General features: G+C 74.8%; 23 protein-coding genes. 8 read left to right on the forward strand and 15 right to left on the reverse strand.

Annotated features, from left to right (window positions below):
* Positions 1 to 64: 64 nt before the first annotated feature.
* Positions 65 to 580 carry an SUKH-4 family immunity protein gene (locus ACLQ20_RS06265; RefSeq protein WP_151456500.1) on the forward strand — a complete coding sequence of 172 codons (516 nt, stop codon included), beginning with the start codon at positions 65 to 67 and terminating at the stop codon, positions 578 to 580.
* 16 nt (positions 581 to 596) lie between these two features.
* Here the strand turns inward: ACLQ20_RS06265 and ACLQ20_RS06270 are convergent, their stop codons facing one another.
* The 6 genes from ACLQ20_RS06270 to ACLQ20_RS06295 form a co-directional block, all read right to left on the reverse strand.
* Positions 597 to 1,418 carry a prenyltransferase/squalene oxidase repeat-containing protein gene (locus ACLQ20_RS06270; protein ID WP_151456499.1) on the reverse strand — a complete coding sequence of 274 codons (822 nt, stop codon included), beginning with the start codon at positions 1,416 to 1,418 and terminating at the stop codon, positions 597 to 599.
* 100 nt (positions 1,419 to 1,518) lie between these two features.
* The gene (gene moeZ / locus ACLQ20_RS06275) at positions 1,519 to 2,769 is read right to left on the reverse strand and encodes an adenylyltransferase/sulfurtransferase MoeZ (protein WP_225852398.1); all 1,251 of its coding nucleotides are present in this window, start codon (positions 2,767 to 2,769) and stop codon (positions 1,519 to 1,521) included.
* 41 nt (positions 2,770 to 2,810) lie between these two features.
* Positions 2,811 to 3,536, reverse strand: a complete 726-nt coding sequence (locus ACLQ20_RS06280) for a DUF3152 domain-containing protein (protein ID WP_425854508.1) — start codon at positions 3,534 to 3,536, stop codon at positions 2,811 to 2,813.
* A 240-nt stretch (positions 3,537 to 3,776) separates the two neighbouring features.
* Entirely contained in the window at positions 3,777 to 4,628 is an 852-nt protein-coding gene (locus ACLQ20_RS06285) for a DUF3152 domain-containing protein (protein WP_327029635.1), read from the reverse strand.
* Between the two features lie 104 nt (positions 4,629 to 4,732).
* Positions 4,733 to 5,707, reverse strand: coding sequence for an alpha/beta fold hydrolase (locus ACLQ20_RS06290; protein WP_151457774.1), 975 nt, complete (start codon positions 5,705 to 5,707; stop codon positions 4,733 to 4,735).
* A gap of 38 nt (positions 5,708 to 5,745) precedes the next feature.
* Positions 5,746 to 8,610, reverse strand: a complete 2,865-nt coding sequence (locus tag ACLQ20_RS06295; RefSeq protein WP_425854510.1) for a hypothetical protein — start codon at positions 8,608 to 8,610, stop codon at positions 5,746 to 5,748.
* Positions 8,611 to 9,093: 483 nt separating this feature from the next.
* On the opposite strand from ACLQ20_RS06295, the gene ACLQ20_RS06300 reads away from it, so the two are divergent.
* Positions 9,094 to 9,732 carry a TetR/AcrR family transcriptional regulator gene (locus ACLQ20_RS06300; RefSeq protein WP_132230849.1) on the forward strand — a complete coding sequence of 213 codons (639 nt, stop codon included), beginning with the start codon at positions 9,094 to 9,096 and terminating at the stop codon, positions 9,730 to 9,732.
* A 65-nt stretch (positions 9,733 to 9,797) separates the two neighbouring features.
* The gene (locus ACLQ20_RS06305; protein ID WP_151456946.1) at positions 9,798 to 10,025 is read left to right on the forward strand and encodes a DUF3107 domain-containing protein; all 228 of its coding nucleotides are present in this window, start codon (positions 9,798 to 9,800) and stop codon (positions 10,023 to 10,025) included.
* Between the two features lie 60 nt (positions 10,026 to 10,085).
* Here ACLQ20_RS06305 and ACLQ20_RS06310 read toward each other — a convergent pair whose 3' ends face one another.
* The gene (locus ACLQ20_RS06310; RefSeq protein ID WP_425854511.1) at positions 10,086 to 10,739 is read right to left on the reverse strand and encodes a ferritin-like fold-containing protein; all 654 of its coding nucleotides are present in this window, start codon (positions 10,737 to 10,739) and stop codon (positions 10,086 to 10,088) included.
* A gap of 318 nt (positions 10,740 to 11,057) precedes the next feature.
* Between ACLQ20_RS06310 and ACLQ20_RS06315 the strand changes: the two genes are divergently transcribed.
* From ACLQ20_RS06315 to ACLQ20_RS06325, 3 genes are all read left to right on the forward strand, one after another.
* Complete coding sequence (locus tag ACLQ20_RS06315; protein ID WP_425854512.1) at positions 11,058 to 12,728, forward strand: DEAD/DEAH box helicase; 1,671 nt, start codon at positions 11,058 to 11,060, stop codon at positions 12,726 to 12,728.
* A 176-nt stretch (positions 12,729 to 12,904) separates the two neighbouring features.
* On the forward strand, positions 12,905 to 14,101 hold the full coding sequence (locus ACLQ20_RS06320; RefSeq protein WP_425854514.1) for a class I SAM-dependent methyltransferase: 1,197 nt from the start codon (positions 12,905 to 12,907) through the stop codon (positions 14,099 to 14,101).
* A 240-nt stretch (positions 14,102 to 14,341) separates the two neighbouring features.
* Positions 14,342 to 14,758: a helix-turn-helix domain-containing protein gene (locus ACLQ20_RS06325; protein WP_091627481.1), complete on the forward strand. Its 417-nt coding sequence runs from the start codon at positions 14,342 to 14,344 to the stop codon at positions 14,756 to 14,758.
* Between the two features lie 51 nt (positions 14,759 to 14,809).
* Here ACLQ20_RS06325 and ACLQ20_RS06330 read toward each other — a convergent pair whose 3' ends face one another.
* Together ACLQ20_RS06330 and ACLQ20_RS06335 are read right to left on the reverse strand one after the other, a co-directional pair.
* Entirely contained in the window at positions 14,810 to 15,931 is a 1,122-nt protein-coding gene (locus tag ACLQ20_RS06330) for a hypothetical protein (protein WP_425854516.1), read from the reverse strand.
* Between the two features lie 188 nt (positions 15,932 to 16,119).
* Entirely contained in the window at positions 16,120 to 18,255 is a 2,136-nt protein-coding gene (locus ACLQ20_RS06335) for a DEAD/DEAH box helicase (protein WP_425854518.1), read from the reverse strand.
* Positions 18,256 to 18,470: 215 nt separating this feature from the next.
* Here ACLQ20_RS06335 and ACLQ20_RS06340 point away from each other — a divergent pair, with 215 nt between their 5' ends.
* Positions 18,471 to 19,322 carry a hypothetical protein gene (locus ACLQ20_RS06340; protein ID WP_425854519.1) on the forward strand — a complete coding sequence of 284 codons (852 nt, stop codon included), beginning with the start codon at positions 18,471 to 18,473 and terminating at the stop codon, positions 19,320 to 19,322.
* Positions 19,323 to 19,395: 73 nt separating this feature from the next.
* On the opposite strand, the gene ACLQ20_RS06345 is transcribed toward ACLQ20_RS06340, so the two are convergent.
* A complete protein-coding gene (locus tag ACLQ20_RS06345; RefSeq protein ID WP_425854521.1) occupies positions 19,396 to 20,583 on the reverse strand; it encodes a serine hydrolase domain-containing protein in 1,188 nt (395 codons plus the stop codon).
* 109 nt (positions 20,584 to 20,692) lie between these two features.
* Here ACLQ20_RS06345 and ACLQ20_RS06350 point away from each other — a divergent pair, with 109 nt between their 5' ends.
* Positions 20,693 to 21,169: a hypothetical protein gene (locus ACLQ20_RS06350; protein ID WP_425854523.1), complete on the forward strand. Its 477-nt coding sequence runs from the start codon at positions 20,693 to 20,695 to the stop codon at positions 21,167 to 21,169.
* A 150-nt stretch (positions 21,170 to 21,319) separates the two neighbouring features.
* Here ACLQ20_RS06350 and ACLQ20_RS06355 read toward each other — a convergent pair whose 3' ends face one another.
* The 5 genes from ACLQ20_RS06355 to ACLQ20_RS06375 are packed head-to-tail and all read right to left on the reverse strand — an operon-like array spanning position 21,320 to position 26,047.
* Positions 21,320 to 22,447 (reverse strand): branched-chain amino acid ABC transporter permease, encoded by a 1,128-nt coding sequence (locus tag ACLQ20_RS06355; protein WP_425854525.1) that lies wholly within the window; start codon positions 22,445 to 22,447, stop codon positions 21,320 to 21,322.
* Positions 22,444 to 23,334 carry a branched-chain amino acid ABC transporter permease gene (locus ACLQ20_RS06360; protein WP_151456744.1) on the reverse strand — a complete coding sequence of 297 codons (891 nt, stop codon included), beginning with the start codon at positions 23,332 to 23,334 and terminating at the stop codon, positions 22,444 to 22,446. The genes ACLQ20_RS06355 and ACLQ20_RS06360 overlap by 4 nt, the downstream gene beginning before the upstream one ends.
* Positions 23,334 to 24,098: an ABC transporter ATP-binding protein gene (locus ACLQ20_RS06365; RefSeq protein WP_151456743.1), complete on the reverse strand. Its 765-nt coding sequence runs from the start codon at positions 24,096 to 24,098 to the stop codon at positions 23,334 to 23,336. Before ACLQ20_RS06365 ends, ACLQ20_RS06360 begins: the two co-directional genes overlap by 1 nt.
* Positions 24,098 to 24,841 (reverse strand): ABC transporter ATP-binding protein, encoded by a 744-nt coding sequence (locus ACLQ20_RS06370; RefSeq protein WP_151456742.1) that lies wholly within the window; start codon positions 24,839 to 24,841, stop codon positions 24,098 to 24,100. The genes ACLQ20_RS06365 and ACLQ20_RS06370 overlap by 1 nt, the downstream gene beginning before the upstream one ends.
* 6 nt (positions 24,842 to 24,847) lie before the next feature.
* Positions 24,848 to 26,047: a substrate-binding domain-containing protein gene (locus tag ACLQ20_RS06375; protein ID WP_132230839.1), complete on the reverse strand. Its 1,200-nt coding sequence runs from the start codon at positions 26,045 to 26,047 to the stop codon at positions 24,848 to 24,850.
* Positions 26,048 to 26,683: the final 636 nt, after the last annotated feature.

The raw sequence follows: 26,683 nt of genomic DNA on the forward strand, positions 1-26,683 counted from the left end.
CGTCCCGGCCCCGCCACCTGCGGCGCCCGCACCCCCTCCACATCCGAGACGCAAAGGACCACCGATGGCCGCTGACCCCCGGTTCCGCTCACTGTGGAACGAGGACGAGCTCATCCCGTACCCGCGCGAGGCGTGGCTGGAGGGGGGATTCGACGCCGACCTGCTCCCCGCCGGCGACGAGATCCCGCTCGACGTGGCGGTCGTCTACACCGCGTTCCTCGAAGGCGACATCGAGCTGTTCGACACGATCCAGCTGAGCACCGAGGACGGCTCCCTGGACATCCGGCTGATCGTGGTCGGCGCGGTCGCCGACAACCCGGAGCTGCTCTACGTGCTCGACCCGGGGACCGGCGAGATCCTCCAGTTCGACCTGGAGCAGCAGGACATCCAGGCCGTCAACAGCACCTTCCGCACCTTCGTCGAGTTCCTCTACCAGTTCGCGCTCTTCGTGGAGGCCGACGAGGGCAAGCCGGGCCGGGCCGAGCGGGCGGAGACGCTGCGTACCGTCCTGGAGAGCATCGACCGCGCCGCGTTCGCCCCGGACGCCTGGTGGCCGCTGGTGATCAGCCAGCTCAAGTGAGGCCGGCGGGTGAAGCTCAGCGGCAGGCCCGGATCGCGCTCAGCGTGGTGTGCACGTCGAACTGGGGCCCGTCGTCGCTCTCCCACCCGCCGTCGCTGCGCTGGGTCTCGGCCAGCCGCCGCCGCGCCCGCCCCAGCAGCCAGTCCTGCCCGTCGATGCCGACGCGGCGCAGCGTCGCGGCCAGCCAGGCCACGTCGCCCGGGGACAGCTCCGGCACCCGCTCGGCGAGGATCACCTGGATCCGCGCCGCCTCGTGGAACATCTCCTGCCGGTGCAGGACCGCCGCGCTCAGCCAGCCGGCGGGCAGGAAGGACGGCCAGCCGCCGTCCGGGCGCAGCCGGGCGACGAGCGACTGGGCGGCGGCGTGCACGACGCCCGCGTACGCGCCGCCGACCCGGTGGTCGAGCGGCCCCGCCGCCCGCGCGTCCAGGCCGGCGACGGTCAGCCAGAACCCGGCGTTCGCGGTCAGGTGGAACGCCGCCTCGGGGTCGCCCGGCCGGGCCCACTCGGGGGCCACGTCGGCCAGCGCCGGGTCCTCCTCCCAGCCGCCGTCGGGCGACTGCCGCGCGGCCAGCCAGTCCAGGGCCCGGCGGGCGGCCGGACGACCGAGCGCGCCGAGGTCGTCCAACTCGGACAGGCGGAAACAGGTGGCGTCCACGGAGGAGACTGCCCCGCCCAGCGTCGCCGGCCAGCCGCCGTCGGGCGCCTGGCCGACCTCGGCGGCGTCGAGCAGTCCGGGAGGTGGCGGCACGCCGGTGCGCAGCCGGGACAGCCGGGCCCGGTCCACCGCGTCCCCGTGTGCCACGACGAACCCGACCGCCGCATCGATGTCGACCACGGCGGCAACGCTACCTGCGCAAACGTGATCACGCCTCGGCGAATCGGCCGAGGCCGCAGGGGTCGGGACGGCCCCCCGCGACCTCGGCCGACGGCGCGGGTCAGTACGCCGGCAGCGACGGGTCGATCTGCTTGATCCAGGAGAGCACGCCGCCCTGCACGTGCACCGCGTCGCGGAAGCCGGCCGACTTGAGTGCGGCGAGCGCCTCCGCCGAGCGGACCCCGGACTTGCAGTGCAGCACGATCTGCCGGTCCTGCGGCAGCTTGGCGAGCGCCTCGCCCGAGATGATCTCGCCCTTGGGAATCAGCGTCGCGCCGGGGATCCGGACGATCTCGTACTCGGCCGGCTCGCGGACGTCGACGAGGAAGATGTCCTTGCCCGCGTCCTGCCACTCCTTGAGCTCCAGCGCGGTGATGGTCGCGTCGACCACCGCCTCCTGGGCCTCCTCCGACACCGCGCCGCAGAAGTCCTCGTAGTCCTCCAGCAGGTCGGTGACCGTGGGGTCCTCGCCGCAGAGCACGCAGTTCGGGTCCTTGCGGACCTTGATCTTGCGGTAGCTCATCTCCAGGGCGTCGTAGACCATCAGCCGGCCGACCAGCGGCTCCCCAATGCCGGCGAGCAGCTTGATCGCCTCGTTGACCTGGATGGAGCCGATCGACGCGCAGAGCACGCCGAGCACGCCACCCTCGGCGCAGGAGGGGACCATGCCGGGCGGCGGGGGCTCCGGGTAGAGGCAGCGGTAGCAGGGGCCGTGCTCGGCCCAGAACACCGACGCCTGGCCGTCGAAGCGGTAGATCGACCCCCAGACGTACGGCTTGCCGAGCAGCACCGCCGCGTCGTTGACCATGTAGCGGGTGGCGAAGTTGTCGGTGCCGTCGACGATCAGGTCGTAGCGGGAGAAGATGTCCCGCACGTTCTCCCGGTCCAGCGCCGTGTTGTGGATCTCCACGTTCACCAGGGGGTTGATCTCGCGGATCGAGGCCGCGGCCGACTCGGCCTTGGAGCGGCCCACGTCCGAGACGCCGTGGATGATCTGGCGCTGGAGGTTGGACTCGTCGACGGTGTCGAAGTCGATGATGCCGAGCGTGCCGACCCCGGCGGCGGCGAGGTACATCAGGGCCGGCGAGCCGAGGCCGCCGGCGCCGACACAGAGCACCCGGGCGTTCTTCAGCCGCTTCTGCCCCTCGACCCCGACGTCCGGGATGATCAGGTGGCGCGAGTAGCGGCGGATCTCGTCAACGGTCAGCTCGGCGGCGGGCTCGACGAGCGGGGGCAACGACACGGTGGACTCCCCGGGATCGGCTGAAGGCGAACCGGCCCATTGTCGCTCGCACCGGCCTCGATCGGCCATGAGGAGCGACACGTCGCCCGAACTGCGGGAAGGGGAATAACTCAGGTGCCGGGAACGAGCTCGCCGTCGTAGCGCGAGCCGTCGACGTACGGCCAGGCGTTCGCGACGCAGCCGTCCAGGCCGTACGTCTGCTGCTGCATCACCGGTGCCGGCTCGCCGGGCGCCGGGCAGGCCTGGTGTTCCTCGCCGAGTTCGTGGCCCACCTCGTGGTTGACCACGTAGGCGCGGTAGATCTCCAGCGGCGCCCCGTAGTCGGGGACCGCCTCCAGCCAGCGCGCCAGGTTGATGATCACCTGCCCGGGGAGCCGGCAGGAGGTGTAGCCCTCGGTGCTGAGCCCGCCCTCGGCGCACATCCGCTCCGAGGTCTCCGGGGTGGCGAGGTAGACGGTGAAGTCGGCGTCGTCCGCCTCCGCCACCCGCCGCAGCCGCAGCTCCTCCGAGGCGATCCAGCTGCGGGGGTCGCCCAGCACCTCGTCCACGGTGGCGGCGAAGGCGGCGACGTCCTGGTCGGTGCCCTGCTCCACGGCCACCCGGTAGTGCCGGAGCGGCCCGTCGGTGCCCCGCACCGGGGAGTCGCCGGGCGCGGTGGTGAAGTCGCCCGTACCCGTGCGGGGGTAGGCGGAGGGCCGTGCCCGCTCGTCCGCCCCCGCCGCGTACGACGTGCGGTTCCCGTCGCCCGTGGTCGGCACGGGCGCGCGGTCGCCGGCCCGGGCCAGCGTCACGGCGGCGGTCGCCGCGAGCAGGAGGGTGACGCCGAGCCCCACCACCCGACGGCCCCGGATCGGGGCCGACGGTCGCCACCAGCGCGTCGGCCGAGGTGACGACGGTCGGGTCGGCGTCGGGCGGCGTGCCGGGCCGGGCGGGTCGGAAGGGGACGACGACGTCATGGACCGAGCGTCCCACACTAATCGGGCATTACGCCCCGAAAAACGCGAACCTCGCTCATCCCCTCAGGGGTGAATTCGGCCGGCCCCCCGGCTGGCGCCCGACGCCCGATCGCCGCCGGGTCAGAGCCGCGGGCCCGCGTACCGGCGACCGTCCCGGTACGGCCAGGGGTTGGCGACACAGCCGTTCAGGAAGAGCGTCTGCTGCATCATCACCGGCGCCACCCGGCCCCTGCCGGGACAGCGCTCGTGCCGGTGCCCCAACTGGTGCCCGACCTCGTGGTTCACCACGTACGTCCGGTAGACCGACAGCGGCACCTTCGCGCTCACGAAGTGCGGCACCGAGAGCCGCCAGCGGTCCAGGTTGATGATCACCTTGCCGGGCGCCCGGCACGACGTGTAGGGCTTCCCGCCCACCCGGATGTTCACCCCTCCGGCGGCACACAGCCGGCCCGCCGTCCTGGCCGTGGCGAGGTAGACCGTGAAGTCGTGCCGGGAGGCGGCGCGTACCTGCTGCAACCGCAGCTCGCCGTCGACCCAGCTCCCCGGCCCGGCGAGCGCCCGCTCGACGGCGGCGGCGAACTCGCCCGCGTCCTCGCCGGCGCCCGACTCCACGGCGACCCGGTAGCGGCGCAGCGTGCCCGCGTCACCCAGCACCGGGCCCACCCGGTCGTCGTAGCCGAAGCTGCCCCGGCCCGCGGACGGCACCGGCCCGGGCAGCCGGAGCACGGCCGGCGGTGGCTCGACGGCCGAGGGCGCCGCGGCCGGCGCGGACGGCAGCGGCGAGGCCGCCCCCGGCGCGAGCATCGGCGCGGGAGCCAGTTCCCCGGCGGTGAGCGCCTCCGCCCCGACGTCGGCGCCCCGCCGGTCGGCGATCACCGCCACCGCCCCACCGACGGCGAGCACCAGCGCGACCAGCCCCACGAGACCCCGCCGACGCTCCGGACGGCGGTGCCGCGGGCGGGTCAGGTCCACGCCGCCGTCCCGTGGGGGCGACGTGGCCTGGGCGCGACGGCGGCCCTCGACGGGAGCCGGGGCACGGCGGGTCGGGGCGGGGTGACGGGCAGGGGACATCCCGGTCAGCCTGCCACGTCGGACCGCCTGAGGGTGTCCCCCGTTTCGGTGAGCAGGCCCAACACGGCCCGGGCCACCAGGCGCGGCACCTCCAGTTGCGCCACGTGGCCGACCCCGTCGAGCATCAGCAGCCGGCTGTCCGGGACGACGCGGGCCGTCTGCGGTGCCACCCGCACGTCCACCAGCCGGTCGGCCCGCCCGCCGACGACCAGGGTGGGCGCCTCGACCGTCGCGGCGAGCCGCCACAGCGACCCCGACCCCGGCAGGTACGACCGCAGGAAGCTGGAGACCAGTCCCCGGAACGTCCGGACGTACGCGGCGGCGTAGTGCGCGGCCTCGTGCCGCACCCGGATCTCCTCCAGCGCCTCCTCCCGGCGCTGGTCGCAGATCCGGGTGAGGTCGGCCACGCAGGACTCCATCACCTGCTGGGCCATCACCTCGGGCGCGATCTGGGCCAGCCGCCAGGCGGCCAGGCGCTCGCCCCGGGGGATCGCCAGCAGCGGCAGCATCCGGCCCTGCAACGAGCGCCGGAAGTCCAGGAACGGCAGCGCCGGCGAGATCAGGGTCAGGCTCCGGACCAGGTCCGGGCGTACCGCCGCCACCTGCACCGAGACCGCCCCGCCCAGCGAGTTGCCGAACAGGTGCACCGGCCCCCGGCCGGAGTGCTCGATCCAGCGGATCACCCGGTCGGCGAAGGACGGGACGGTGTACCGGCGGCCCGGCTCGCTGCGGCCGAACCCCGGCAGGTCGATGGCCTGCCCGTCGAGGTGGTCGGCGAGCAGGTACGCCAGGTCGGTCCAGTTCTGCGACGAACCGCCGAGCCCGTGCACGTAGAGCGCCGGCTCCGCGCCGGGAGCGGTGGCCGGCGTGTCCCGGACGTACGTCACCGTGCCGTCGAGGCGTACCTCCCGCCCCGGCCAGGGCGGTGGGACGGAGTGCTCGGGAAGGAGGTGGTCCGGCCGGAGGGTGGCGCGCTTCATGACTCCAGTCTGCCCGGGGCCGCAACGACCGGCAGCGCTCAGGCCAGCAGCGCCTCGATCCGGCGGTTGACCGCGGCCAGGGTGGCCCGGACGACCGCCTGCCGGGGGTCACCGGCGACCAGCGCGGAGCCGACGAGCTGCTCCACCCAGCCGTCGCAGACGAGCAGCACCACGACCGTGGCCACGTCGCAGTTGCCGAAGGGCACCACGGCGGCGTGCTCGACGAAGCAGCGCCCACGGTCGGGGCCGGCATCGGGGCCGGGCTCGCCGCCGCGCAGCAGCTCGTCCACCGCCGCCGCCGCGGCCACCGCGCAGAGCCGCAGCACGTACCCGTCGACGGCCGGCCCGGTCGAGTAGCCGGCGGCGCTCTCCCCGCCGGCCAGCAGGCGTACCTCCACGGTGGCGTCGAGCCCGAAGGTGCTCACCTGGACGTGGTCGATCACCACCCGGGGGCCCACCGCGCCGCCGGTGTCCAGCGGCCGGGACGGCGCGGTCTCCGTCGTCGTCACCTGCCCACCGGAGTACGACGTACCGACGGTCGCCGGGGCACCGGCCGGAGTCCCGGAAGGGGCGGCGGAGACCGAGCCGGGCTCCTCCACCGTGGCCCGGCCCCGGTGCGGGGCGACGGGCTGCCGCCGCCGGCGCGGGGTCTCGGGCGCCGCCTCGGGACGCTGTTCGGCCCGGGGCGACGCGGCCTCCGACGGGCCGCCGGTCACCCTGGCGCCGGGCACCCGGGGCTCTGCGGAGGACGGCTCGGCGGGGCGTGCCGCGACGCCCGCCGTCCGGGGGTCGGCACCGCGCGGCTCCGCCGACCGGCGGCGCACCGGCGGGGCGGGTGCCGCCGGCATGCCGGGCAGGTTCTGCGGCGCGGCGGCCAGCCCCATCCGGTCCTGGAGCAGGCGGGCGACCTGCCGGCTCACCTCGGCCGGGTCGGCCCCGTCGGCGAGGTCGAGCCGCAGGCTGTGCGCGCCGGCCGGGGTACGGCGCAGCGCCGCGTCGCGGACACCGGCCACGCCACGGACGGCGTCGAGGATGGCGTTGACGTCGAAGCCCTCCGGGCGCTCCCGCGGCGGGGCAGGCTCGTCCTCGCGGCGCAGATGGGTGGCGATGCGGGCGAGTTCGGGGGTCTCGGCGGGTGGCTCCACGGCTGGCGGCTCCGGCACGACGGGCACGTCCGGCTCGGCGGGGACGCGCTGCGGCAACACCGCCGATGCGGACTCCGGCGCCGGGTCGGCGGCGGCCGGCGGGGCCGCCGGGGCCGGCTCGGGTGCGGACCGGCGGGCCGCGTAGGGGGGCGCGCTCGTCGGGGCGGGCCCGGACGGGGTGCGCTCACGCCGCCCGAACCCGCTGGTGGCGGCCTCGGCGGCGGGCTGTGGGCCGCCCGGCGGCCTCGGGGCCGGCTCCGCGCTCTCCGGCCGGAGCCGGAACGGCCGGGTGACCCGGTCCGGGGTGTCCTCGGCGCGGGCCGCCGCAGCGGCGGCTTCCGGGGCGTACGCGAGCGGGGGCGCGCCCGCCGGCGCGGGGACCGACCCGCCCGACGCCCAGGCCGGTCGCTCGGTCGGGGCCGGCGGTTCGGCCTCGGGCCCCGTGAGCCGGTCGGCGGGGGCGGACGGTCGCTCGTACGCCGGCCGGGGCACCGGCGCGGTCTGGGCGACGTCGTAGGGGCGGCCGGGCTCGCGGGGTGGGTCGTAGGGGCGGGGAGACTCGGCGCGCGGCGGCTCGTGCGGTCGTTGCGGCTCACCGGCCCAGGCCGGCGGCTGTTCCTCGCGGGACCGGCGACCGACGGGCTCGGGCTCCTCGCGGGCTCGACGCCCCGCCGGCTCGGCGTCCTCCCGGGAGCGACGGCCCACCGGCTCGGCCTCCTCCCGGGACCAGGGCGGCGCCCACGCGGCACCCCAGCTCGGGCGGTTCCAGTTCGGGCCGGTCCAGTCCGGTTCGGTGCTCGGCGGCCACTCGGCAGCCGACTGTCGGGAACCGCCCGGTTCCGACCGGGACGACGGTTCCCGGTCGCCGCCCGGAACGTGCTGCGCACCGGCCGCCGGTTCGGCGACCGGGGACCGGTCGGCACCCGGGTCCGCGCCGAAGCCACGCCCGACCCGCTCGTGCCCCGCGGCGTGCGGCGCGCGGTCCCGGTCGAAACCGCCCGGCGCGCGCTCCTGCTCGAACCCGGCCGCACTGCGGTCCTGGTCGAATCCGGCCGGCGTGCGGTCCTGGCCGGGGGCGCCCAGCGTCCGCTCCGCGTGGGGGCCGTCCGGGGCGCGGCCCTGGCCCGGCCCACCGGCGGCGCGGTCCTGGCCGAACTCCCCCGGTGCGCCGTCCGTGCCGGTGGCGACCGGATCGGCGTCCCGGTCGTCCCGGAAGGCGCGGTCCGCCCCCAACGCGCGGTCGACGCCGGCGAGCCGGTCGCCAACGGCCGCGCGGTCGCCGGCCGTCGCGCGGTCGCCCGTGGCGGGCGCGGTATCAACTGGGCGTTCGGTGGGCGGGCGCTCGGTGGGCGGCGGGAGGTGGCGCGGGTCGGGGGCCGACGGCTCCGGTGCGTAGTGGTCGCTCCAGCCGCGCGGCGGGCCGGCGGCCGACGGGGGCTCGTCGGCGGCGGCACGGTCGGCCGTCGGCGCGTGGAAGCCGGGCGGCACCTCGAAGCCGCTGGCGGCGGTGCCCACCGGCGGGACCTGGACGGCGGGGGGCGCCGACGTCGGCAGCCCCGGCTCCGACCAGCGGTTCTGGCGGCCGGCCGACGGGTCCTCGGCGGAGCGCCGGGCCGGACGGGACTCGGGGTCGGTGAACCCGTGCTGCGTCCCTGGTGGCTGCTCGGCCGTCGGCGCCGGGCGCTGCGCGGGCACCACCAGCCGGTCGTTGCCCGGGTCGCGGCGCTGGTCGCCGGGGATGCCGGGCGGGGCGCTCACCGGGACCTGGCGGCTGACCGGCGCGTCGTCGGCGGCGTGGTCGACGCCGTTGGCGTGGTGGCCGTTGACCCGGGCCGGCGGCTCGGTCGCGGCCGGGCCGGGCAGCGGTGGCGGCAGGTCGCCGTGCCGCGGGGACGAGGCGGCCCAACCGGGGGACGGCTCGGGCGGACCCCATGGAGAGGCCGGCTCGCGGGGGCCGGAGATCTCCCCGCCCCGGGACCAACTGGCCGCCGGGGGCGCCCACCCGCTGCCGGAACGGGCCAGGTCGTCCTGCGGACCCGTGCCGTCGCCGTGCTCCCCCGGGTTGGCGGCACCGGGTTGCCCTGTTTCACTCACCGCGCGCTCCTTGGTCGCCCCCGCTGAGGCTACCGTGTGGTGACAGTGGCGATAAGTTACAGCGGCGGGCCAATTCCGCGACGGGTCCCCGGGCCCCGACCGGTTCGGGTGAATTGCCGGCTCGTACGAAGAGACTCGGAGGTTCCCATGACCGCTGTGGGGAACGGTGCCCAGACCGCCGGCCGGCCCACCCGCCTGCCCCGTTCCGCGCGCCGCAAGCAACTGCTCGCCGCGGCCCAGGAGGTGTTCGTCGCCCAGGGCTACCACGCGGCCGCGATGGACGACATCGCCGAGCGGGCGGGAGTCTCCAAGCCCGTGCTCTACCAGCACTTCCCCGGCAAGATGGACCTCTACCTCGCCCTGCTGGACACGCACTGCGACGCGATCCTCGCGAAGGTCGACGACGCCATGCGCGGCACCAACGACAACAAGGAGCGCGTCGGCGCGTCGGTGCGGGCGTACTTCGACTTCGTCGACCACGAGAGCGAGGCGTTCCGCCTCGTCTTCGAGTCGGACCTGCGCAACGACCCGGCGGTGCGCCAGCGCGTCGAGCGGGTGGAGCAGGGCTGCATTGCGGCGATCACCGACACCATCATCTCCGACACCGGGATCAGCCGGGCGCACGCCGAACTGCTCGCCTCCGGCCTGGTCGGCGCGGCCGAGACCGCCGCGCAGTTCTGGCTGGCCCGTGGCCGGCAACTGCCCAAGGCAGAGGCGGAGGCACTGGTCGCGGCGCTCTCCTGGCGGGGCATCGCCAGCTTCCCGCTGCAAGGTGAGTCAGCCTGAACATCCGGCCCCGAGATCGGATAGCCTTCCCAACGGCGGCTCTTTCGCCCGAATGAGGAGGCACAGTGGAGGTCAAGATCGGCGTGCAGTACGCGCCCCGCGAGCTGGTCCTGGAGAGCGCGCAGTCGCCGGCCGAGATCGAGCAGATCGTGACCGAGGCCTTCGGCAAGGACGAGGGCACCCTCTCCCTGACCGACGAGAAGGGCCGGCGGGTGATCGTGCCGGTCAACAAGGTCGCCTACGTCGAGATCGCCGAGGCGTCGCCGCGCGCGGTCGGGTTCACCGTCCGCTGAGTGGTCCGGTCGGCCGCGACGGGTGACCCGACGATCGCCCGTCGCGGACGCCGGTCGCGGTCAGTTGTTCAGCCCGGCGGCGGCCATCCGCGTGGCGTGTGCCGCGGTCAGCCGCCCGAACAGCCCCGGCACGTCCACCCGCCCGCTCTGTGCGACGAGCGCGGTGAGCGCCCCCCGCTCGGCGGCGGCCACCCGGCCGGCCTGTGACAGCGCCTCGCCGACCAGTCGCCGCGCCCACATCGAGAGCCGGCCGGCCACCCTCGGATCGGCCTCGACGGCCGCCCGGATCTCGGCGACGGCGAAGTCGGCGTACGACGAGTCGTGCAGCACGTCGAGGACGAGCTGACGGTCCGGCTCGGCCAGGGCCGCGGTGATCTCCCGGATGAAGTCGTCGGTGATGGCGTCGCCCACGTATGCCTTCGTCACCGCCTCCGCCCAGTCCTTCGGCTCGGTTGAGTCGTGGTACGCCTGGAGCGGCTCGACGTACGGCGCCATGGCGTCGTCGGGCAGCACGCCGAGCGCGGCGAGCCGGTCGGCCAGCCGCCGGTAGTTGCCGATCTCGGCGGCGGCCATCTCGCCCAGGGCCGCCCGCCGGCGCAGGTCGGGGGCGAGCCGGGCGTCGACGGCCATCCGTTCGAAGGCGAGCAGCTCACCGAAGGCCACCAGGCCGAGCAGGTCGACGACGGCGCGGTCGGGCAGATCGGTCGCGGGCACGAGCGCAGGCTACCGCCCGCCGGCAAACCGGCAAGAAGTGACACAGTTCACATGGGTGGCCCCCGGCGTGGCGCGCGCGGATGGAATCGGGACGCCCTCGGGTCGGTTCAGGTAGCATGGAGCAGTTGCCGCGGGCGCCGACCTGACCCAGGCTGATCTGAGCGATCAGCCAGCCCGGTCGAAGTGTGAGGCCTGCGGCGCGCGTGCGGCCCGGTCCGGCAGAGGCATTCAGCCGCCGACCGTGTGGCCCGCGCCACACCGAACGCGCCCTGACGGACATGCCGGGGCGCACCCACGAGAGGGCACCCCCAAATCCATATGAGCGAGCTGACTCAAGACCTGATGGACGGCCAGGAACTGGCCGCCACCGCTCCGGTGCGTCCGGAGGCTCCCACCTTCGCCGAGCTGGGCGCGCGTCAGGAGACCGTCGACGCGCTGGCCGCGGCCGGCATCACCCGCGCCTTCGCCATCCAGGAGTACGCGATCCCGATCGCGATGCGCGGCATCGACATGATCGGCCAGGCGCCCACCGGCACCGGCAAGACCCTCGGCTTCGGCGTACCGCTGCTGGAGCGGGTCTTCGCGCCGGGCGAGGGCAGCGACGGCGTGCCGCAGGCGCTGGTCGTCGTACCCACCCGTGAGCTGGGCATCCAGGTGGCCAAGGACCTCGCCGCCGCGGGCCGGACCCGGGGCGTGCGCGTGCTGCCGATCTACGGCGGTGTCGCGTACGAGCCGCAGATCGACGCGCTGCGCAAGGGCGTGGAGATCCTGGTCGGCACCCCCGGCCGCCTGATGGACCTGCAGAAGCAGAAGCACCTGCGGCTGGACCGGGTCCGCGCGCTGGTGCTGGACGAGGCCGACCGGATGCTCGACCTGGGCTTCCTCGACGATGTCGAGAAGATCCTGGCGATGCTGCCGGAGGACCGGCAGACCATGCTCTTCTCGGCGACCATGCCGGACCCGATCGTCACCCTCTCCCGGCGCTTCCTGCGCCAGCCGATGACGATCCACGCCGGGCACACCGCCGAGACCGGCCCGTCGCCGCAGACCGAGCAGCTGGCCTACCGCACCCACTCGATGAACAAGGTCGAGATCGTGGCCCGGATCCTCCAGGCCGAGGGGCGCGGGCTGACCATGATCTTCACCCGCACCAAGCGGGCCGCCGACCGGGTCGCCGAGGATCTCGACTTCCGTGGCTTCGCGGTCGCCGCCGTGCACGGTGACCTCGGGCAGGGCGCGCGCGAGCGGGCGCTGCGGGCGTTCCGCGCCGGCAAGATCGACACTCTGGTCGCCACCGACGTGGCCGCCCGGGGCATCGACGTCAGCGGCGTCACCCACGTCATCAACTACGACTGCCCCGAGGACCAGGACACCTACACCCACCGGATCGGTCGTACCGGCCGGGCCGGGGCGACGGGCGTCGCGGTGACCTTCGTCGACTGGGACGACATGCCCCGCTGGCGGATCATCGACAAGACGCTGGGCCTGGACATGCCGGAGCCCGCGGAGACGTACCACACGTCCCCGCACCTCTACACCGACCTGCACATCCCCACCGACGTCAGCGGCACCCTGCCGACCGCCGAGCGCACCCGCGCCGGGCTGTCGGCCGAGGTCGAGGAGGACCTCGGCGGCGGACGGCCCCGCCGGGGCGAGGGCGGCCGGGGCTCCCGGCGCGGCGAGCGTGGTGAACGCGGCGAGGGCCGTGGTCGCGGCGAGCGCCGCTCGGGCCGCGCCGGCGGTGCGACCGACGCGCCGCAGGCCGACGCGCCGGCTGACACCGCCGAGGATGGCACCCGCGTCCCGCGTCGCCGTCGGCGTCGCCGCGCCGGCGAGACCGTCGCGGGCGAGCCGACCACGGTGATCACCGCCGAGGCCACCGAGGTCCCGGCCGCCGCCGAGGGCGAGGCCGCGAAGCCCCGCCGCCGCCGGCGCCGTCGTGGTGGTGGCTCCGCCGCCGGTACGCCGGCCGAGGCGACCGCCGACTGACCGACGTACGTCACCCGAGATCCCCCGGACCGGTGCACCCGGTGCCGGGGGATCTCCTCGTCCGGGCCGTGATCCGCGGGCTGGGCGGACGCGACACCACCGGCGAGAACCCCCGCCGGACACCGCCGCCGGGACGCGTGCCGGGCAGGCCGCCGGTCGACGAGGAAGATGGAGCAATGCCCGAACCACTGGACGCCGCCCTGACCGAGGTCCGGGCACTGCTGCTCGACCCGGCGCTCACCCGTGCGGTGGCCGCCGGGCGCCGGCGTGGACACCGCCCCTCGATGGTCCGCGCCGAACTGCGGCCGGTCGCGCTGAAGGCGGGCCCCCGGTTGCAGATCTCCACCTCCGACGGCTCCCGCCCGTACACCCGAAACGTGGCCGCCGGCCCGGAGGCGGACGCGGCGGTGGACGCGCTGCTGGCCGAGCCGTTCGGCAACTGGCACGTGGAGACGGCCGACGCGACGCTCCAGCTGCGGGTCACCAAGTCCGGCGAGGCGCAGGTGCACCGGGCCGCCGCGGCCCGGCCCGCCGCCGAGCCGGGTGGGCACGACCGGGCGAAGGAGTACCTCCTCGATCCCGGTGACCCGATCTTCGCCGAGATCGGCGGCTCGGCGGCGAAGCGGCGCCAGGTCGACGCGTTCCTGCGGGCGCTGGCGGCGACCCTCCCGGACGACCTGACCGGCCCGCTGCGGGTGGTCGACCTGGGCTGCGGCAACGCGTACCTGACCTTCGCCGCGTACCGGTGGCTGGCGCAGCGGGGGGTCGACGTCGAGCTGGTCGGCGTGGACGTCCGGGAGGACCAACGGCGACGCAACACCGAGCTGGCCGAGCGGCTGGGCTGGGCAGACCGGGTCAGCTTCGTGGCCGGCACGATCGCCGACGCCGTCGTGGAGCCCGCCCCCGATCTGGTGCTGGCCCTGCACGCCTGTGACACCGCCACCGACGAGGCGCTGGCCCGGGCGGTGCGCTGGCAGGCCCGCTGGGTGCTCAGCGCGCCGTGCTGCCACCACGACGTCGCGGCCCAGCTCCGCGCGCGGCCGGCCCCGGCCCCGTACGAGCTGCTGACCCGGCAGGGCATCCTCCGGGAGCGCTTCGCGGACGTCCTCACCGACGCGCTGCGGGCCGGGCTGCTCCGGCTGCACGGCTACCGGGCCGAGGTGGTGGAGTTCGTCGACTCCCGGCACACTCCGCGCAACCTGCTCATCCGGGCACGACGCACCGGCACCGCGCCCACCGCCGCCCAGCGGACGGAGTACCGGGAACTCGTCGACCAGTGGGCGGTCACCCCACGGCTGGCGGCGCTGCTGCCGCCGGTGCCCGCGCCGGCCCCCGGCACCCCGGTGCCGGAAGGCGTCGCGGCTGCCCGCTGAGCGACGTCGGTCGTCGCGGCCACCCGGCCCCAGGAGAGGGCGCCCCGGCCGACGGATGAGTGTCGAGCGTGGTCGAGCGGTCACGGAGCCCGTCGGCCGCGTGTGATCCACGCCATTTTGCAGGGTGCGGAGTCCCGCTCACGAGACGGTCTGGTCGATCAGTCAACTGTTTCGCTGCCTTTCCGTACTACCCTCGGAGGCGCACCGCCGGGTGCCGGTCGGGAGGGAAGACCCGCAGGGATGGGTTCCGTAGAGGTTTCTCCGCAGATGGCCTTCGCACGTTTCGTACGGCGCGCCATCGACGACGCCCGCGAGGAACGCGGCTGGACCGTCACCGACCTGGCGTCCCACACCGGCGTCGGCCGGTCGACCGTGTTCCGTTGGCTCGCCGGAGACTGGCAGGACTACCCCGAGCTGGCCAAGGTGCGCGGCTTCTGCGCCGCGCTGGACCTGCCGGTCGCGGCCGCGTTCCGCGCGCTCGGCCTGCCCGACGCCGGTCCCGCGCCCCGCCGGCGCGTCGACGACGGCCCGGTCGAGGCGGACGTCCGGGTGATCCTGCAACGGCTCGCCGACCCGACCGTGCCGGCCGAGGAGAAGCACCACATCCGCGACCTGCTGCGCTACCTGGCCCGCCGCCCCATCCGCCGCGCCGGCTGAGCACCACCAGCGGAAACGTGCCTCACCCGGCTTCGGCCGGCATCCGCGAGGTCAGGGCACCGTGAGCGTGAACTCGGCGGTGTGCACCACGCCAGCGACCTGGAAGTCCAGGTAGAGCCGGTACCGGCCCGGGTCGGGCGTGGTCACCCAGAACGTCACCGCCCCGTCGACCGGCTGCGGCTCGGGGTGGACGTGCAGGTAGCCGAGATCCCCCTCGCGCAGGGCGACCAGGTGTCCGTACGCGCCGAGGTAGCGCTCCAGCTCCGGGCGCCCGCCGGCCGAGTCGACACGGAAGGTCAGCGGCACGGTCACGCCGGCCTGCGGGGTGCCCTGGTGGCTGACGGTGAAGCCGTCGACCGTGGCCGAGGACGCCGGCGCCGGCAGCGGCCTCGGCAGGTAGCCGCCCGGCGCGGTCAGGTCCGCCCCGAGGGTCACGGCGGTCTGCCGGCCGTCGTCGGCGAGCGCGGTGAAGTCGGCGTACGCCCGCCAGACCCCCGGCTGCGGCAGGGTCAGCGGCACCGACCAGGTGCCGTCGGCCGCCATCGTCGGGTGCAGGTGCTGGTAGCCGGTCAGGTCGCGACGGACCACGATGAGGTGCATCGGCTTCTCGTGCACGACCGCGAACCGGGTCACCGGGCGGCGTTGCGCGTCCCGCACCAGGAAGCGCAGTTCGCCCGCGCGGCCGGCGGTGAACGTGGCGGCCAGAGGGGTGAGCGTGTAGCCCGCCGAGCTGACCGAGAGACCGGCGGCCTGCGCCGCCGCGGCCTGGTCGACGCCGTGCTCGTGGGCGCCCGTGCCCGGCGGGTGGCTGTGGCCGGTGAGGGCGCTGTCCGGTCCCGCCGCAGCGGACGGGCCGCCGCCGTTCAGCCGACCGAGGCCGAAGCCAAGCAGGACGGCGAGCACCAACCCGCCGACGACCAGCGCAAGCCGGACGGTGCCGCGGTCCGGCACGGCCGACACGTGCTCCGGCCCGGCGGACGCCTGCTCCGACGAGACCAGCGCACCGTCGGACGCGACCGGCGCCTGCTCCGGCGCGGCCGGCACGCCCTCGGGCGCGGCCGATGTGTGCTCCGGCGCGGTCGGCACGCCGTCGGGCGCGGCCGAGGCGTGCTCCGGCGCGGCCGACACCTGGTCAGGCACCGCCGCCGTCCCGGTCGCGAACGGGCTGCTCATCGGTCATGCCGCCCACGCTACCGCCCGTCGGCACCGGGCCGGCCCGCCGGTGGCGCGGCGTGGCGACGGTCGCAGTCCGCCCGCGTCGGGAACTTTCCCGACCGGTCCGGACACGACGCCACCGCAGCTCGGGCCCCTCCGCCCAGGCATCGGCGGCCCGGCCCGCCGGACCGGGCGGCGCCGGTGGCTCAGCCGGCTACGGCCAGGGCGAGCGGGAGCACGTCGGGGGCGCCGGCCCGGCGCAGCTCCCGTGCGGCCATCGTCATCGTCCAGCCCGAGTCGACCAGGTCGTCGACGAGGAGCACGGGCCCGTCGAGCCCGGCGAGAGCGTCGGCCAAGTCGTCCGGCACGGCGAAGGCGCCGTGCAGGGCGCGTACCCGCTGGGCGCTGTTGCCGCGCGGGCCGCCGGCCGGCGCGCCGGTCGGCGTCACCGCACCGAGCAGCGGCAGCCGGCCCACGGCGGCGATCCGCTCGGCGAGCGAGCCGACCAGCCGGGGCCGGCGGCGCGAGCCGACCGCGACCACCCCGACCGGGCGGCGCGGCCACCTCTCGTCGCCGTGCGCCCACGCCTTCAACACCTCGACCACGGCGGCGGCCACGTCTTCGGGTACGGCCACGTCCGCCGCCTCCGGCCCGACCAGGTCGCGCAGCCGGCCGCCCCACCCCAGGTCGGACAGCCGCCCCACCGCCCGCCCCGGCAGCGCCTGCCCCGCCGGGGCGATCCGCCCCTTCAGCGGTACGCCCACCGCCTCCAGCCCCGTCGGCCAGAGCTTCTTCGGCGTGATCTCCACCCCGGGCCGGCCGAGGAAGGTCTGCGCGGCGGTCTGCGCCACCTCCGACACGTCGGCCGTGAACAGCGGGCCGGCGCAACGGTCACAGCGGCCACAGTCGGCGGCCCCGGCGTCGTCCAGGCACTCGCGCAGGTAGCGCAGCCGGCAGTCGGGGGTGGTCGCGTACTCCCGCATGGCCTGCTGCTCGGCGGCGCGCGCCTCGGCGACGCGGCGCAACCGGGCCTCGTCGTAGACCCAGGGCTCCCCGGTGGCGAGCCAGCCGCCGCGCACCCGGCGGACCGCGCCGTCGACGTCGAGCACCTTGAGCATCAGCTCCAGCCGGGCCCGGCGCAGGTCGACGATCGGTTCGAGCGCCTGGGTGGAGAGCGGCCGGTCGGTGTGCAGGGCGGCCAGGACGGCGCGGACCTGCGCCTCGGGCGGGAAGGCGAGCGAGGCGAAGTAGCGCCAGATCGCGGCGTCCTCGGTGCCGGGCAGCAGCAGCACCTCGGCGTGCGCGACGGCCCGGCCGGCACGGCCGACCTGCTGGTAGTACGCGATCGGAGACGGCGGCGCGCCGAGGTGCACGACGAAGCCGAGGTCGGGCTTGTCGAAGCCCATGCCCAGCGCGCTCGTGGCGACGAGCGCCTTGATCTTGTTGTCCAGCAGGTCCTGCTCGGCGGCCCGCCGGTCGGCGTCCTCGGCCTGCCCGGTGTAGGAGGCGACGGCGTAGCCCCGGGAACGCAGGAACTCGGCGGTCTCCCCCGCCGCGGCGACCGTCAGCGTGTAGACGATGCCCGAGCCGGGGAGCCGGTCCAGGTGGTCGGCGAGCCACGCCAGCCGGTACGCCGGGCTCGGCAGCTCGACCACGCCGAGGCGCAGCGACTCCCGGTCCAGGCTGCCGCGCAGCACAAGGGCGTCGCCCAACTGCTCCGCCACGTCGGCGGTGACCCGGGCGTTGGCGGTGGCCGTGGTGGCCAGCACCGGGGTGCGCTCGGGCAGGTTGCCCAGGAACGTACGCAGCCGGCGGTAGTCCGGCCGGAAGTCGTGCCCCCAGTCGGAGACGCAGTGCGCCTCGTCGACCACCAGCAGGCCGGTCGTGGCGGCCAGCTTCGGCAGCACGGTGTCCCGGAAGTCCGGATTGTTGAGCCGCTCCGGGCTGATCAGCAGCACGTCCACGGCGCCGGCGTGGATCTCGGCGGTGATCTCGTCCCACTCGTCGAGGTTGGCGGAGTTGATCGTGCGCGCCCGGATGCCGGCCCGGGCCGCCGACTCGACCTGGTTGCGCATGAGCGCCAGCAGCGGCGAGACGATCACGGTGGGCCCGGCGACGCCTTCTGCGCCGGCCGCCTCCCGGTCCCGCAGCAGGGCGGTGGCCACGAAGTAGACCGCCGACTTGCCCCACCCGGTGCGCTGCACGCAGAGGACCCGACGACGGTCGACCACCAGCGCCTCGATCGCCCGCCACTGGTCCTCCCGGAGCCGGGCGTGCTCGCCGGCCAACCGCCGCAGCACCGCCTCGGCCCGCTCCCGTACCGCCGTCCGATCCTGGCTCATCCGGCATTTCTACCAGCTCCGGCGGACGTTCCCCGCTTCCGCGAGACGGCGGACCGCCCGGGGGCACACCGCCCGACCGCCCTCGGAGGGAACGGCCCGCGCGCGGGTCGGCCGCTTATGAGGCCGAGCGCCCGGGCGGGCCCTCAGGGCCAACGCGGCGGCCCGGGCGCGTGCCAAGATCTGCGGCGGCAACAGTCCAGCTAGGAAAGAGAATCATGCGAATCACGCAGCAGACCGGCCCCGCCGGCAGGGTCCGACGGGTCGCGGCGGCAGCCGTCTCCCTGGTGGCCGCGACCTCCCTGGTCGCCGGGTGTGGCAACGACGACGCCCAGGACGCCCCGGCGGCCTCCTCGCCGGTCCCGGCGGCGTCCCCGTCGGCCAACCCGAAGAGCACGCTCCTGGCGGCGGTGCCGGACGAGAAGGACCCGGCCTTCCGGTTCAGCGGCAGCGACCCGACCGGCGTCGTCACCGGCGTGGTGGACCCGGCGGGCAAGGGCATGGACCTCACCGTGACCGAGAAGGACAAGGAGCTCGACTTCACCATGAAGCTCTCCTTCCGCCTGATCGAGCAGCGCTCCTGGATGAAGGTGAGCTTCGACGGCGCCGAGGAGCTCAGCAGCATGCTCAAGCTGCCGAAGAAGTGGATGGAGCTGGACCACGCGAAGCTGACCGACCCGGCCAGCGTGCCCTACTACGAGGGTGCCGACCCGGGCAACACCGGCGCGATCCTCGGGGCGGTGGGAGACACCGTGACGGACCAGGGCGGCGGGACCTACACCGGGACCGTGGACCTGACCCACGGCGAGCACGTGCGCCAGGCCATGGCCGACGCCGTGGACGTCGACGCGCTCGGTGCCGCGGCGAAGACGATCCCGTTCACGGCCGTCGTCGGGGCGGACGGGAACCTCACCTCGCTCATCCTGGAGATCCCGGCGGTCGGCAAGCTCAAGGCCACGAAGTACGTCGTGAAGTACTTCGACTTCGGCAAGGCCCCGAAGGTCACCGTGCCGACGGGCAGCCAGGCGCAGAAGGCTCCGGCGTCGGCGTACGAGCTGCTGAACAGCTGACGTACGAGGACGGGAGACGGGGTCGCGGTCGCACGAGGGGGCCGCGGCCCCGGTCGAGGTGGGCCGGCAGCGGTCAGGCCGGCTGGCGGGACACCACCGCCCGGACCGCCTCGACCAGGCTGGTCGTACGGGGGTCCGGGCCCATCGTGACGCGGAGCCCGCTCGTCACGTAGCCGAAGGCGATGCCACTGGCCGCGTCGGCGTAGCCGAGCGAGCCGCCGTGGCCGGGGAAGCCGAAGGCGGTGGGCGACCACCAGGGCTGTTCGGGCAACGGCAGGCCGAAGCCGAGCGCCGGCCGGGTCGGCACCAGCAGGACCCGGTCGACCCCGCCGGCCTGTTCCCGAGTGGCGGCGTCGAGGGTGGCCGCGTCGAGGATCCGGACGCCAGCGACCTCGCCGATCAGGCCGGCGTAGAAACGTGCCAGCGACGTGGCGGTGCAGATGCCGTTGACCGCAGGGATCTCGGCCGCCCAGGTCCGCGGGTCGGCGAGGTCGAGTGGCGGGTCGGTCACCATCGTCGACCGGACCACCAACGAGGTCGGATCGGTGTACGCGGCCAGCGCCTCCAACGCCGCCACGGCGGCCAGCGCCTCCGGCGCCGCCACGTCGGCGGGCGGGGCGACCGGCTGCTCGACGAGCCGGGCGACCCGGTGCGCCTCGGCGGCGGGCAGGCCGACCCAGAAGTCCAAGCCCAGCGGTGTGGCGATCTCTTCGGCGAAGTACGTGCCGAGGCTGCGGCCGGAGACGCGGCGTACCACCTCGCCGACCAGCCAGCCGTAGGTGAGCCCGTGGTAGCCGTGTGCCGTGCCGGGCCGCCAGGCAGGCGCCTGGGCGGCCAGCGCGGCGACCATCGGCTCCCAGGTCAGCGCCTGCGCCAGTGGAACCGGACGGTCGAGCACCGGCAGCCCCGCCTGGTGGGACAGGAGCCAGCGGACCGGGATCCCGCCCTTGCCGGCCGCCGCGAACTCCGGCCAGTACTCGGCGACGGGTGCGTCCAGGTCGAGCTGCCCGCGCTGAACCAGCAGGTGCGCGCAGGCCGCCGGCACGCTCTTGGTGGCCGAGAAGACCACCTGGAGGGTCTCCTCCCGCCAGGCGCGGCCGGTGGCGGGATCGGCGAGCCCGCCCCACAGTCTGGCCACCTCCCGACCGTGCCGGTAGACGCTGAGGGCCGCGCCGATCTCGGACCGCGTCTCGAAGTTCGCCAGGAACGCCTCCCGGACCGGCTCGTAACCTGCCGCCACGGTGCCGCTGACCACGGACATGCGCTCTCCTTCCGGAGCGTCGGGCCCGGACGACGATCAGCCCGGGCAGCCGCGTCAGGATAGCCTGACGCTGACAGTCAGGAAATCCTGACAAGCATATGCTTGCGGGATGGCGGAGGAAGTGGTGCCGGGGCACGCGGACCTCATCGGGTTCCGGTTGCCGGACGGGACGCTGAGTACCGACGCCGCAGCACCCGCGACGACCGTCGGCTACCGGGCCCGGTGCAGTTGCGGCTGGGTCGGCGCCAGCGACTACCCGGCCGCTGAGGAGGGCCGCTGGATGGCCGCCTCCGAGTGGGGCGGACACATCAGGCCGATCCTGGCCGCCACGCCGCCCGGTTGGCTGGTGGGCCGTTCCGACACCCTCCGCGACAACGTCGCCGAGCTGGCCACCACGTGGCCGTTGCAGGCGCTCGGCATCCTCGCCGAGGTGGAACGCTGGCAACGGCCGCTGATCGAACGCGCCGTCGTGTCAGCGCGGGAGGCCGGGCTCTCCTGGGCCGAGATCGGCAACGCGCTCGGCATCAGCCGGCAGTCGGCGCACGAGCGGTTCCGCAACCTCGCACCGCCGAAGCCTCCCGCCTGAACGGGTCCGGAGGCGCGCCCCGCCTACAGCGGTCGGTACTCGATCGACGCCCACGGACCGTCGGTCCTCGTCCACGCGCAGGCCCCGCCGATGACGAGCCGTCGCCGGGCGGCGGCAGCTGCGTCATCGGCGGGGCCTGGGCCCGCGCCGTCAGGAGCGGCGGGACGGGGTGCGCAGGGAGTGCTTCAGGAGTGCCAGGCGCGGGGCGAGGCTGGCCAGGCCGCCGGGGAAGAAGTAGACGGCCAGGATGAAGACCGTGCCGAGCACGAAGAGCGGCTGGGACAGCGGGTTGCTCAGGAACGCCGGCAGGGCCTCCACCGCGTCGGACGTGCCGAACGCGACCAGCCGGTGGTCCAGGTACATGTAGAGGATCCCGCCGATCACCGGGCCCCACCGGGTGCCCGGCCCGCCGAGCACCACCATGACCAGCAGCGCCAGGGTCCACTCGGAGGAGGTGATGTGCGGCGAGGCGCCGCCGACGATCAGGACGTAGACCGCGCCACCGGCCGCCGCCAGGCCGCCGGCCAGGGTGAACGCCACCAGCTTGAACCGGTACGGGTCGAGCCCGAGCACCCCGATCCGCCGCTCGTCGTCGCGCAGGCCGGCGAGCACCCGCCCGGTCGGCGAGCCGGAGACCCGGTGCACCACGAAGACCACCACGACCAGGTACGCCAGCGCCAGCCAGTAGAGGTTGACGGTGTTGGTGACCCCGACCAGCCCCTCGGGCAGCCCGGAGACGTCCAGCGGCAGCCCCTCCTCGCCGCCGGTGAGCCCGCCGAAGTCGCGGGCCACCAGGATCGCCCCGACCTGGGCGAAGGCGAGCGTCACCATGGCGAACGCGATGCCGACGGTACGCAGCGCCACCGCACCGAGCAGCGCGGCGAGGATCGTCCCGCCGGTGATCGCGAGCAGCCCCGCCTGCCACAGCGGCAGCCCCGCCTTGGTGACCAGGATGTCGGTGCCGTAGACGCCGGCGGCGAAGTAGAGGGCGTGCCCGAAGGAGAGCATCCCGGTCCGCCCGAAGAGCAGGTCGTACCCGGCGGCCAGGCCGCCGAAGACCAGGCAGACGGCGAGCAGTTGCAGGGTGCCCGGGGAGTTCAGCGCCCCCTCGAAGATCCCCGGCAGGTGCAGCGTCGAGTACGGCAGGATCAGCGCGACCACCAGCGTGACCAGCGGCAGGTACGGGCGCAGCCCGTGCCACCGTCGGCGCCCCGGCGTCAGCTCGTCGGGCACGGCGGCCGGCGGCGCCGGAACCTCGGGGCTCTTGACCTCGGTCATGCCGTTGCCACCTTTCCGGCGATGCCCTGCGGGCGCAGCAGCAGCACCACGGCCAGCAGCGCGACCACGCAGATGTCGCCCAGCCCGGAGGTGCCGTAGTAGTTGACGAACTGTTGGGTCAGGCCGACGGCGACGGCCGCGTACGCGGACCCGATCACCGAGCCCATCCCGCCGATGACCACCACGATGAACGCGAAGATCAGCAGCGAGCCGCCCTGGCCGGGCGAGACGGTGCCGAAGTAGACGCCGCCGAGCGCGCCGGCCAGCGCCGCAGCCGCCCCGCCGATGGCGAAGACCAGGGTGAACGCCTTGCGCACGTCGATGCCGAGCGCGGTGACCATCTCCCGGTTCTCCACGCCGGCCCGGATGATCAGGCCGTAGCGGGTCCAGCGGAGGAAGGCCAGGATCGCGCCGAGCACCAGCACCGCGGCGATGATCAGCAGCAGGCCGCCGTTGGGCACGTTGGCGCCGAGGATTCCGGTGACCTGCCGGGTCCACTCGGGGCGTGGGAAGGGCCGGGCGTCCGCGCCCCAGGTCGCCTGGAGCAGCGCCACGCCGGCCAGCGAGAGGCCGACGGTGACCAGCACCTGCTCGATGGTGCGGGAGTAGAGCGGCCGGATCAGCACCAGCTCGACGAGCACCGCCACCAGCGTGCCGGCGGCCACCCCGAAGATGACCGCGACCACGAAGCCGAAGCCGTCCGACCCGGCGCCGGGCAGGTTGTGCGCCGCCCACCAGGTCCCGTACGCGCCGACGCCGAGGAAGACGCCGTGCGCGAAGTTGAGCACGTCGGCCAGGCCGAAGACCAGGGAGAGCCCGCTGGCGACCAGGAAGTAGAGCGCCGCCAGGCCGAGCCCGGTCAGCGTCAACAGGATGACGGTGTCCATCAGTGCTGGTCCTTCCGCGCGGCGGCCGGCGTACCGGCGGGGTGGTGTCCCTCCGCCGAGCCGACGCCCAGCAGCGACTTGGTCAGGGCGGTCTCCAGCAGCAGTTCCTGCGCGTCGCCGGTCCAGGCGACCTGGCCGGCGGCCAGCACGACCGCGTCCCGGGCGAGCCGCCGGACCACGGCCAGGTTCTGCTCGACGAGCAGCACCGGCACGGATTCGGCGACCCGTTCCAGCACCTCGGCCACCTCGGTCACCACCTTCGGCGCGAGCCCCTTGGTCGGCTCGTCGACCAGCAACAGCCGGTTGTCGTTGAGCAGCACCCGGCCGATCGCGAGCATCTGCTGCTGCCCGCCGGAGAGCGAGCCGGCCCGTTGCCGTCCGCGCCGGTCCAGCTCCGGGAAGAGCGCGAACACCTTGTCGTACGCCGGGGTGCTGCCCCGCCGCTCGGCGAGCCGGAGGTTCTCCGCGACGGTGAGCCCGGCGAAGACGCACCGGTCCTCCGGCACGTAGCCCAGCCCGCCGCGGACCAGCCGGTGGGTGGGCCGGGCCAGCAGGCTCTGGGCGCCCATCCGGACGGTGCCGCGCACCTCGCCGGCGGGCGGGGTGAGGCCGACGATCGCGCGCAGCGTGGTCGTCTTGCCCACGCCGTTGCGCCCGAGCAGGACGGTGACGCCGGTCGGGGCGACCGTGAAGGACACCCCCTGGAGGATGTGCAGCCCGGCGATGCGGACCGACAGGTTCTCCACACTGAGAATGGGTTCCACTAGAGCGACTCCCCCAGGTAGGCCTCTTGCACGGTGGGGTTGGCCATCACCGTCTCCGGGGTGTCGCAGGCCAGCAGCGCGCCGTGGTGCATCACGGCGATCCGGTCGGCCAGTTCCAGGATGACGTCCATGTGGTGCTCGACCATCAGCACCGACCGGCCGCTGTCGCCGGTGAGCGAGCGGATCACCGAGACCAGCTCAGGTACGTCCTCGGCGCTGACCCCGGCCATCGGCTCGTCGAGCAGCATGACCCGGGGCTCCCCGGCGAGCAGCAGGGCGATCTCCAGCTTCCGCTTCTCGCCGTGGGCGAGGGTGCCGGCCAGCGCCGTACCCCGGTGGGCAAGGCCGACCCGGTCGAGCGCCGCGTCGGCGGCGGCGGCGACCTCCCGGTCGGCCGCCGCCCGCCGCCACAGCTTCATCGAGCCCCCGCGGTGCGCCTGAACGGCGAGCCGGACGTTCTCCCGCACGCTGAGCGAGCCGAAGACCGAGCTTGCCTGGAAGGTACGGCCGAGGCCGAGACGGGCCCGCTTGTGCGGTGGCAGGGAGCCGATGTCCTGCCCGTCGAGGGTGATCCGTCCTTCCGTGGCCCGGCGTACGCCGGTGATCAGGTTGAACAGTGAGGTCTTGCCGGCGCCGTTGGGCCCGATGACGCCGAGGAACTCCCCGGGCGCCAGGTCGAGGTAGACGCTGTCGACGATGGCGACCTCACCGATCCGCCAGGTCAGACCGCGGGTGGCGAGCATCTGGTGTCAGCCCTTCATCGCCACGGCCGGCGGCGCGGACTCGTCCCCGGTCAGCGCCTTCTGGGCGGTGGCCGTGAACGCGGTGCCGCTGCCGGACAGCTTGGCCTGGAACATCGGCTGCAGCAGCGCGTGGTCCTCGGCCCGGATGGTCATCTTGCCCTTGACCCCGTCGAAGCTCCAGCCCTCCAGCGCCTTCACCATCTTCTCGACGTCGTCGCCGCCCTCCTCGATGGCCCGTACGACCATCTGCGCGGCGGCGAAGCCGTCCGGGTGGAACAGGTCGACGGTGCCGACCTTGGCCTTCAGCGCCTTCACGGCCTCGTTGTCGGAGGCCCCGTCGAAGTAGTGCGACAGGAAGGAGATCTTGCTGCCGGCGGCGCCGAAGGTCGGCCACGAGGCGCGGATGTCCAGGCCGGTGACGACCGTGGTGGAGGAGAGCACGCCCTGCTGGTCGAGCGTCTGCCACATCGCGGGGGCGGTGGTGCCGGCCCAGGCGACGAAGAGCAGGTCCGGCTTGGCGGACTTGATCTGGCTGGCGAACGGGGTGAACTCGGTGGCGCTGGCCGGCGCCCGGACGCTGCTGACGGCCGCGCCCGCACCGCCGATGACGGCCTTCACGGCCGCCTCGTTGGCGTCGCCGAAGGCGCCGTCCTGGGCGAACACCACGACCTTCTTGCCGGCCGGGTCGCCGATGAACGACTTGGCGGTCACCACGTCCTGGTACGACTGCCGCCCGGAGCGGAACGTGTACTTGTTGGCGCCGGTCACCGCGTCGGTGGCTGCGGGTCCGGAGATGAAGAGGACCTTGTTCTGCGCGGCGATCGGGGCGACCTGGAGGGCCACGCCGGAAGCCGTCGAACCCGCGATGATCTTGTTGCCCTTGCCGATCAGGTCCTTGGCCGCGGAGACCGCCTTCGCCGGGTCACCCGCGTCGTCGACCTCGGTGACCTCGACGGCCCGGTCGCCCACCTTGTTGGTGCCCTTGGTGGCGAAGTCGAGGCCGGCCTTGAATCCCTCGATGTACTGCTTGCCGTAGCTGGCGAGGGCTCCCGACTGGGAGTAGACCAGGCCAACCTTCACCGGGGCGGCGCTGTCGCCGCCACCGGAGGCGGTGTCCTGCGGGCTGCCACAGGCCGTGGCGGCGAGCGCCGCGGCCATCATCGTGGCGGCGGAGAGGAACACCCGCCGCGTCGTCCGGACCGTCATTGCGACTCCACGTGAGGACTCGGAGGTAGGGAACTCATATGACGGCTCACGCTAGAAGTGACGTCACCCACGGGCTATGTGGCCGAAACACACAAGTAACAGGGGTGGGGTGGTCGGGGGTTACAACGAGCACGACACGGTGACGACCCCACCCGTCCGCGATGGGCGCCCGCCCCATCGACGGAAGTGATGCTGTGTCGCTCCGCGCCACCGATACCCACCGAATGCCGTATTCCTCCCGCCCTCCACCGACCGAACCCCCCGCCAGCGAACCCCGCTGCCCGACCCTCGCCGGCCGAACCCCGCCGGCCGGGCTGCCCCCGGCCGCCCGTCAGACCTCCCGTCCGGCCGCACCCGGACGGCGTTCGGGAGATCTTGGTACGAAGACGCCCCCAGAGGGGCCGATTCCCACCAAGATCTCCGGGATGCGGCGAGCGCAGCGCCGCGCGCCGGGTCGCGGCGGGTGCGGCAGGGTTCGGCGGGCCGGGCCGTGCCGGGTGCGGCAGGGTTTGGCCGGGCGGGGCGCGACGGGGTGCGGGGCGAGGTGTTGCGGGGTGTGCCGGGCGGACGGCGCGAAGCAGGCTGGGGGTCCGGCAGGTGCCGTGGAGGGGGCCGCCCTGGCTGGTCTGGCTGACG

This window comes from Micromonospora sp. DT46, assembly GCF_049841735.1.
In the GTDB taxonomy this organism is placed as follows: domain Bacteria; phylum Actinomycetota; class Actinomycetes; order Mycobacteriales; family Micromonosporaceae; genus Micromonospora; species Micromonospora reichwaldensis.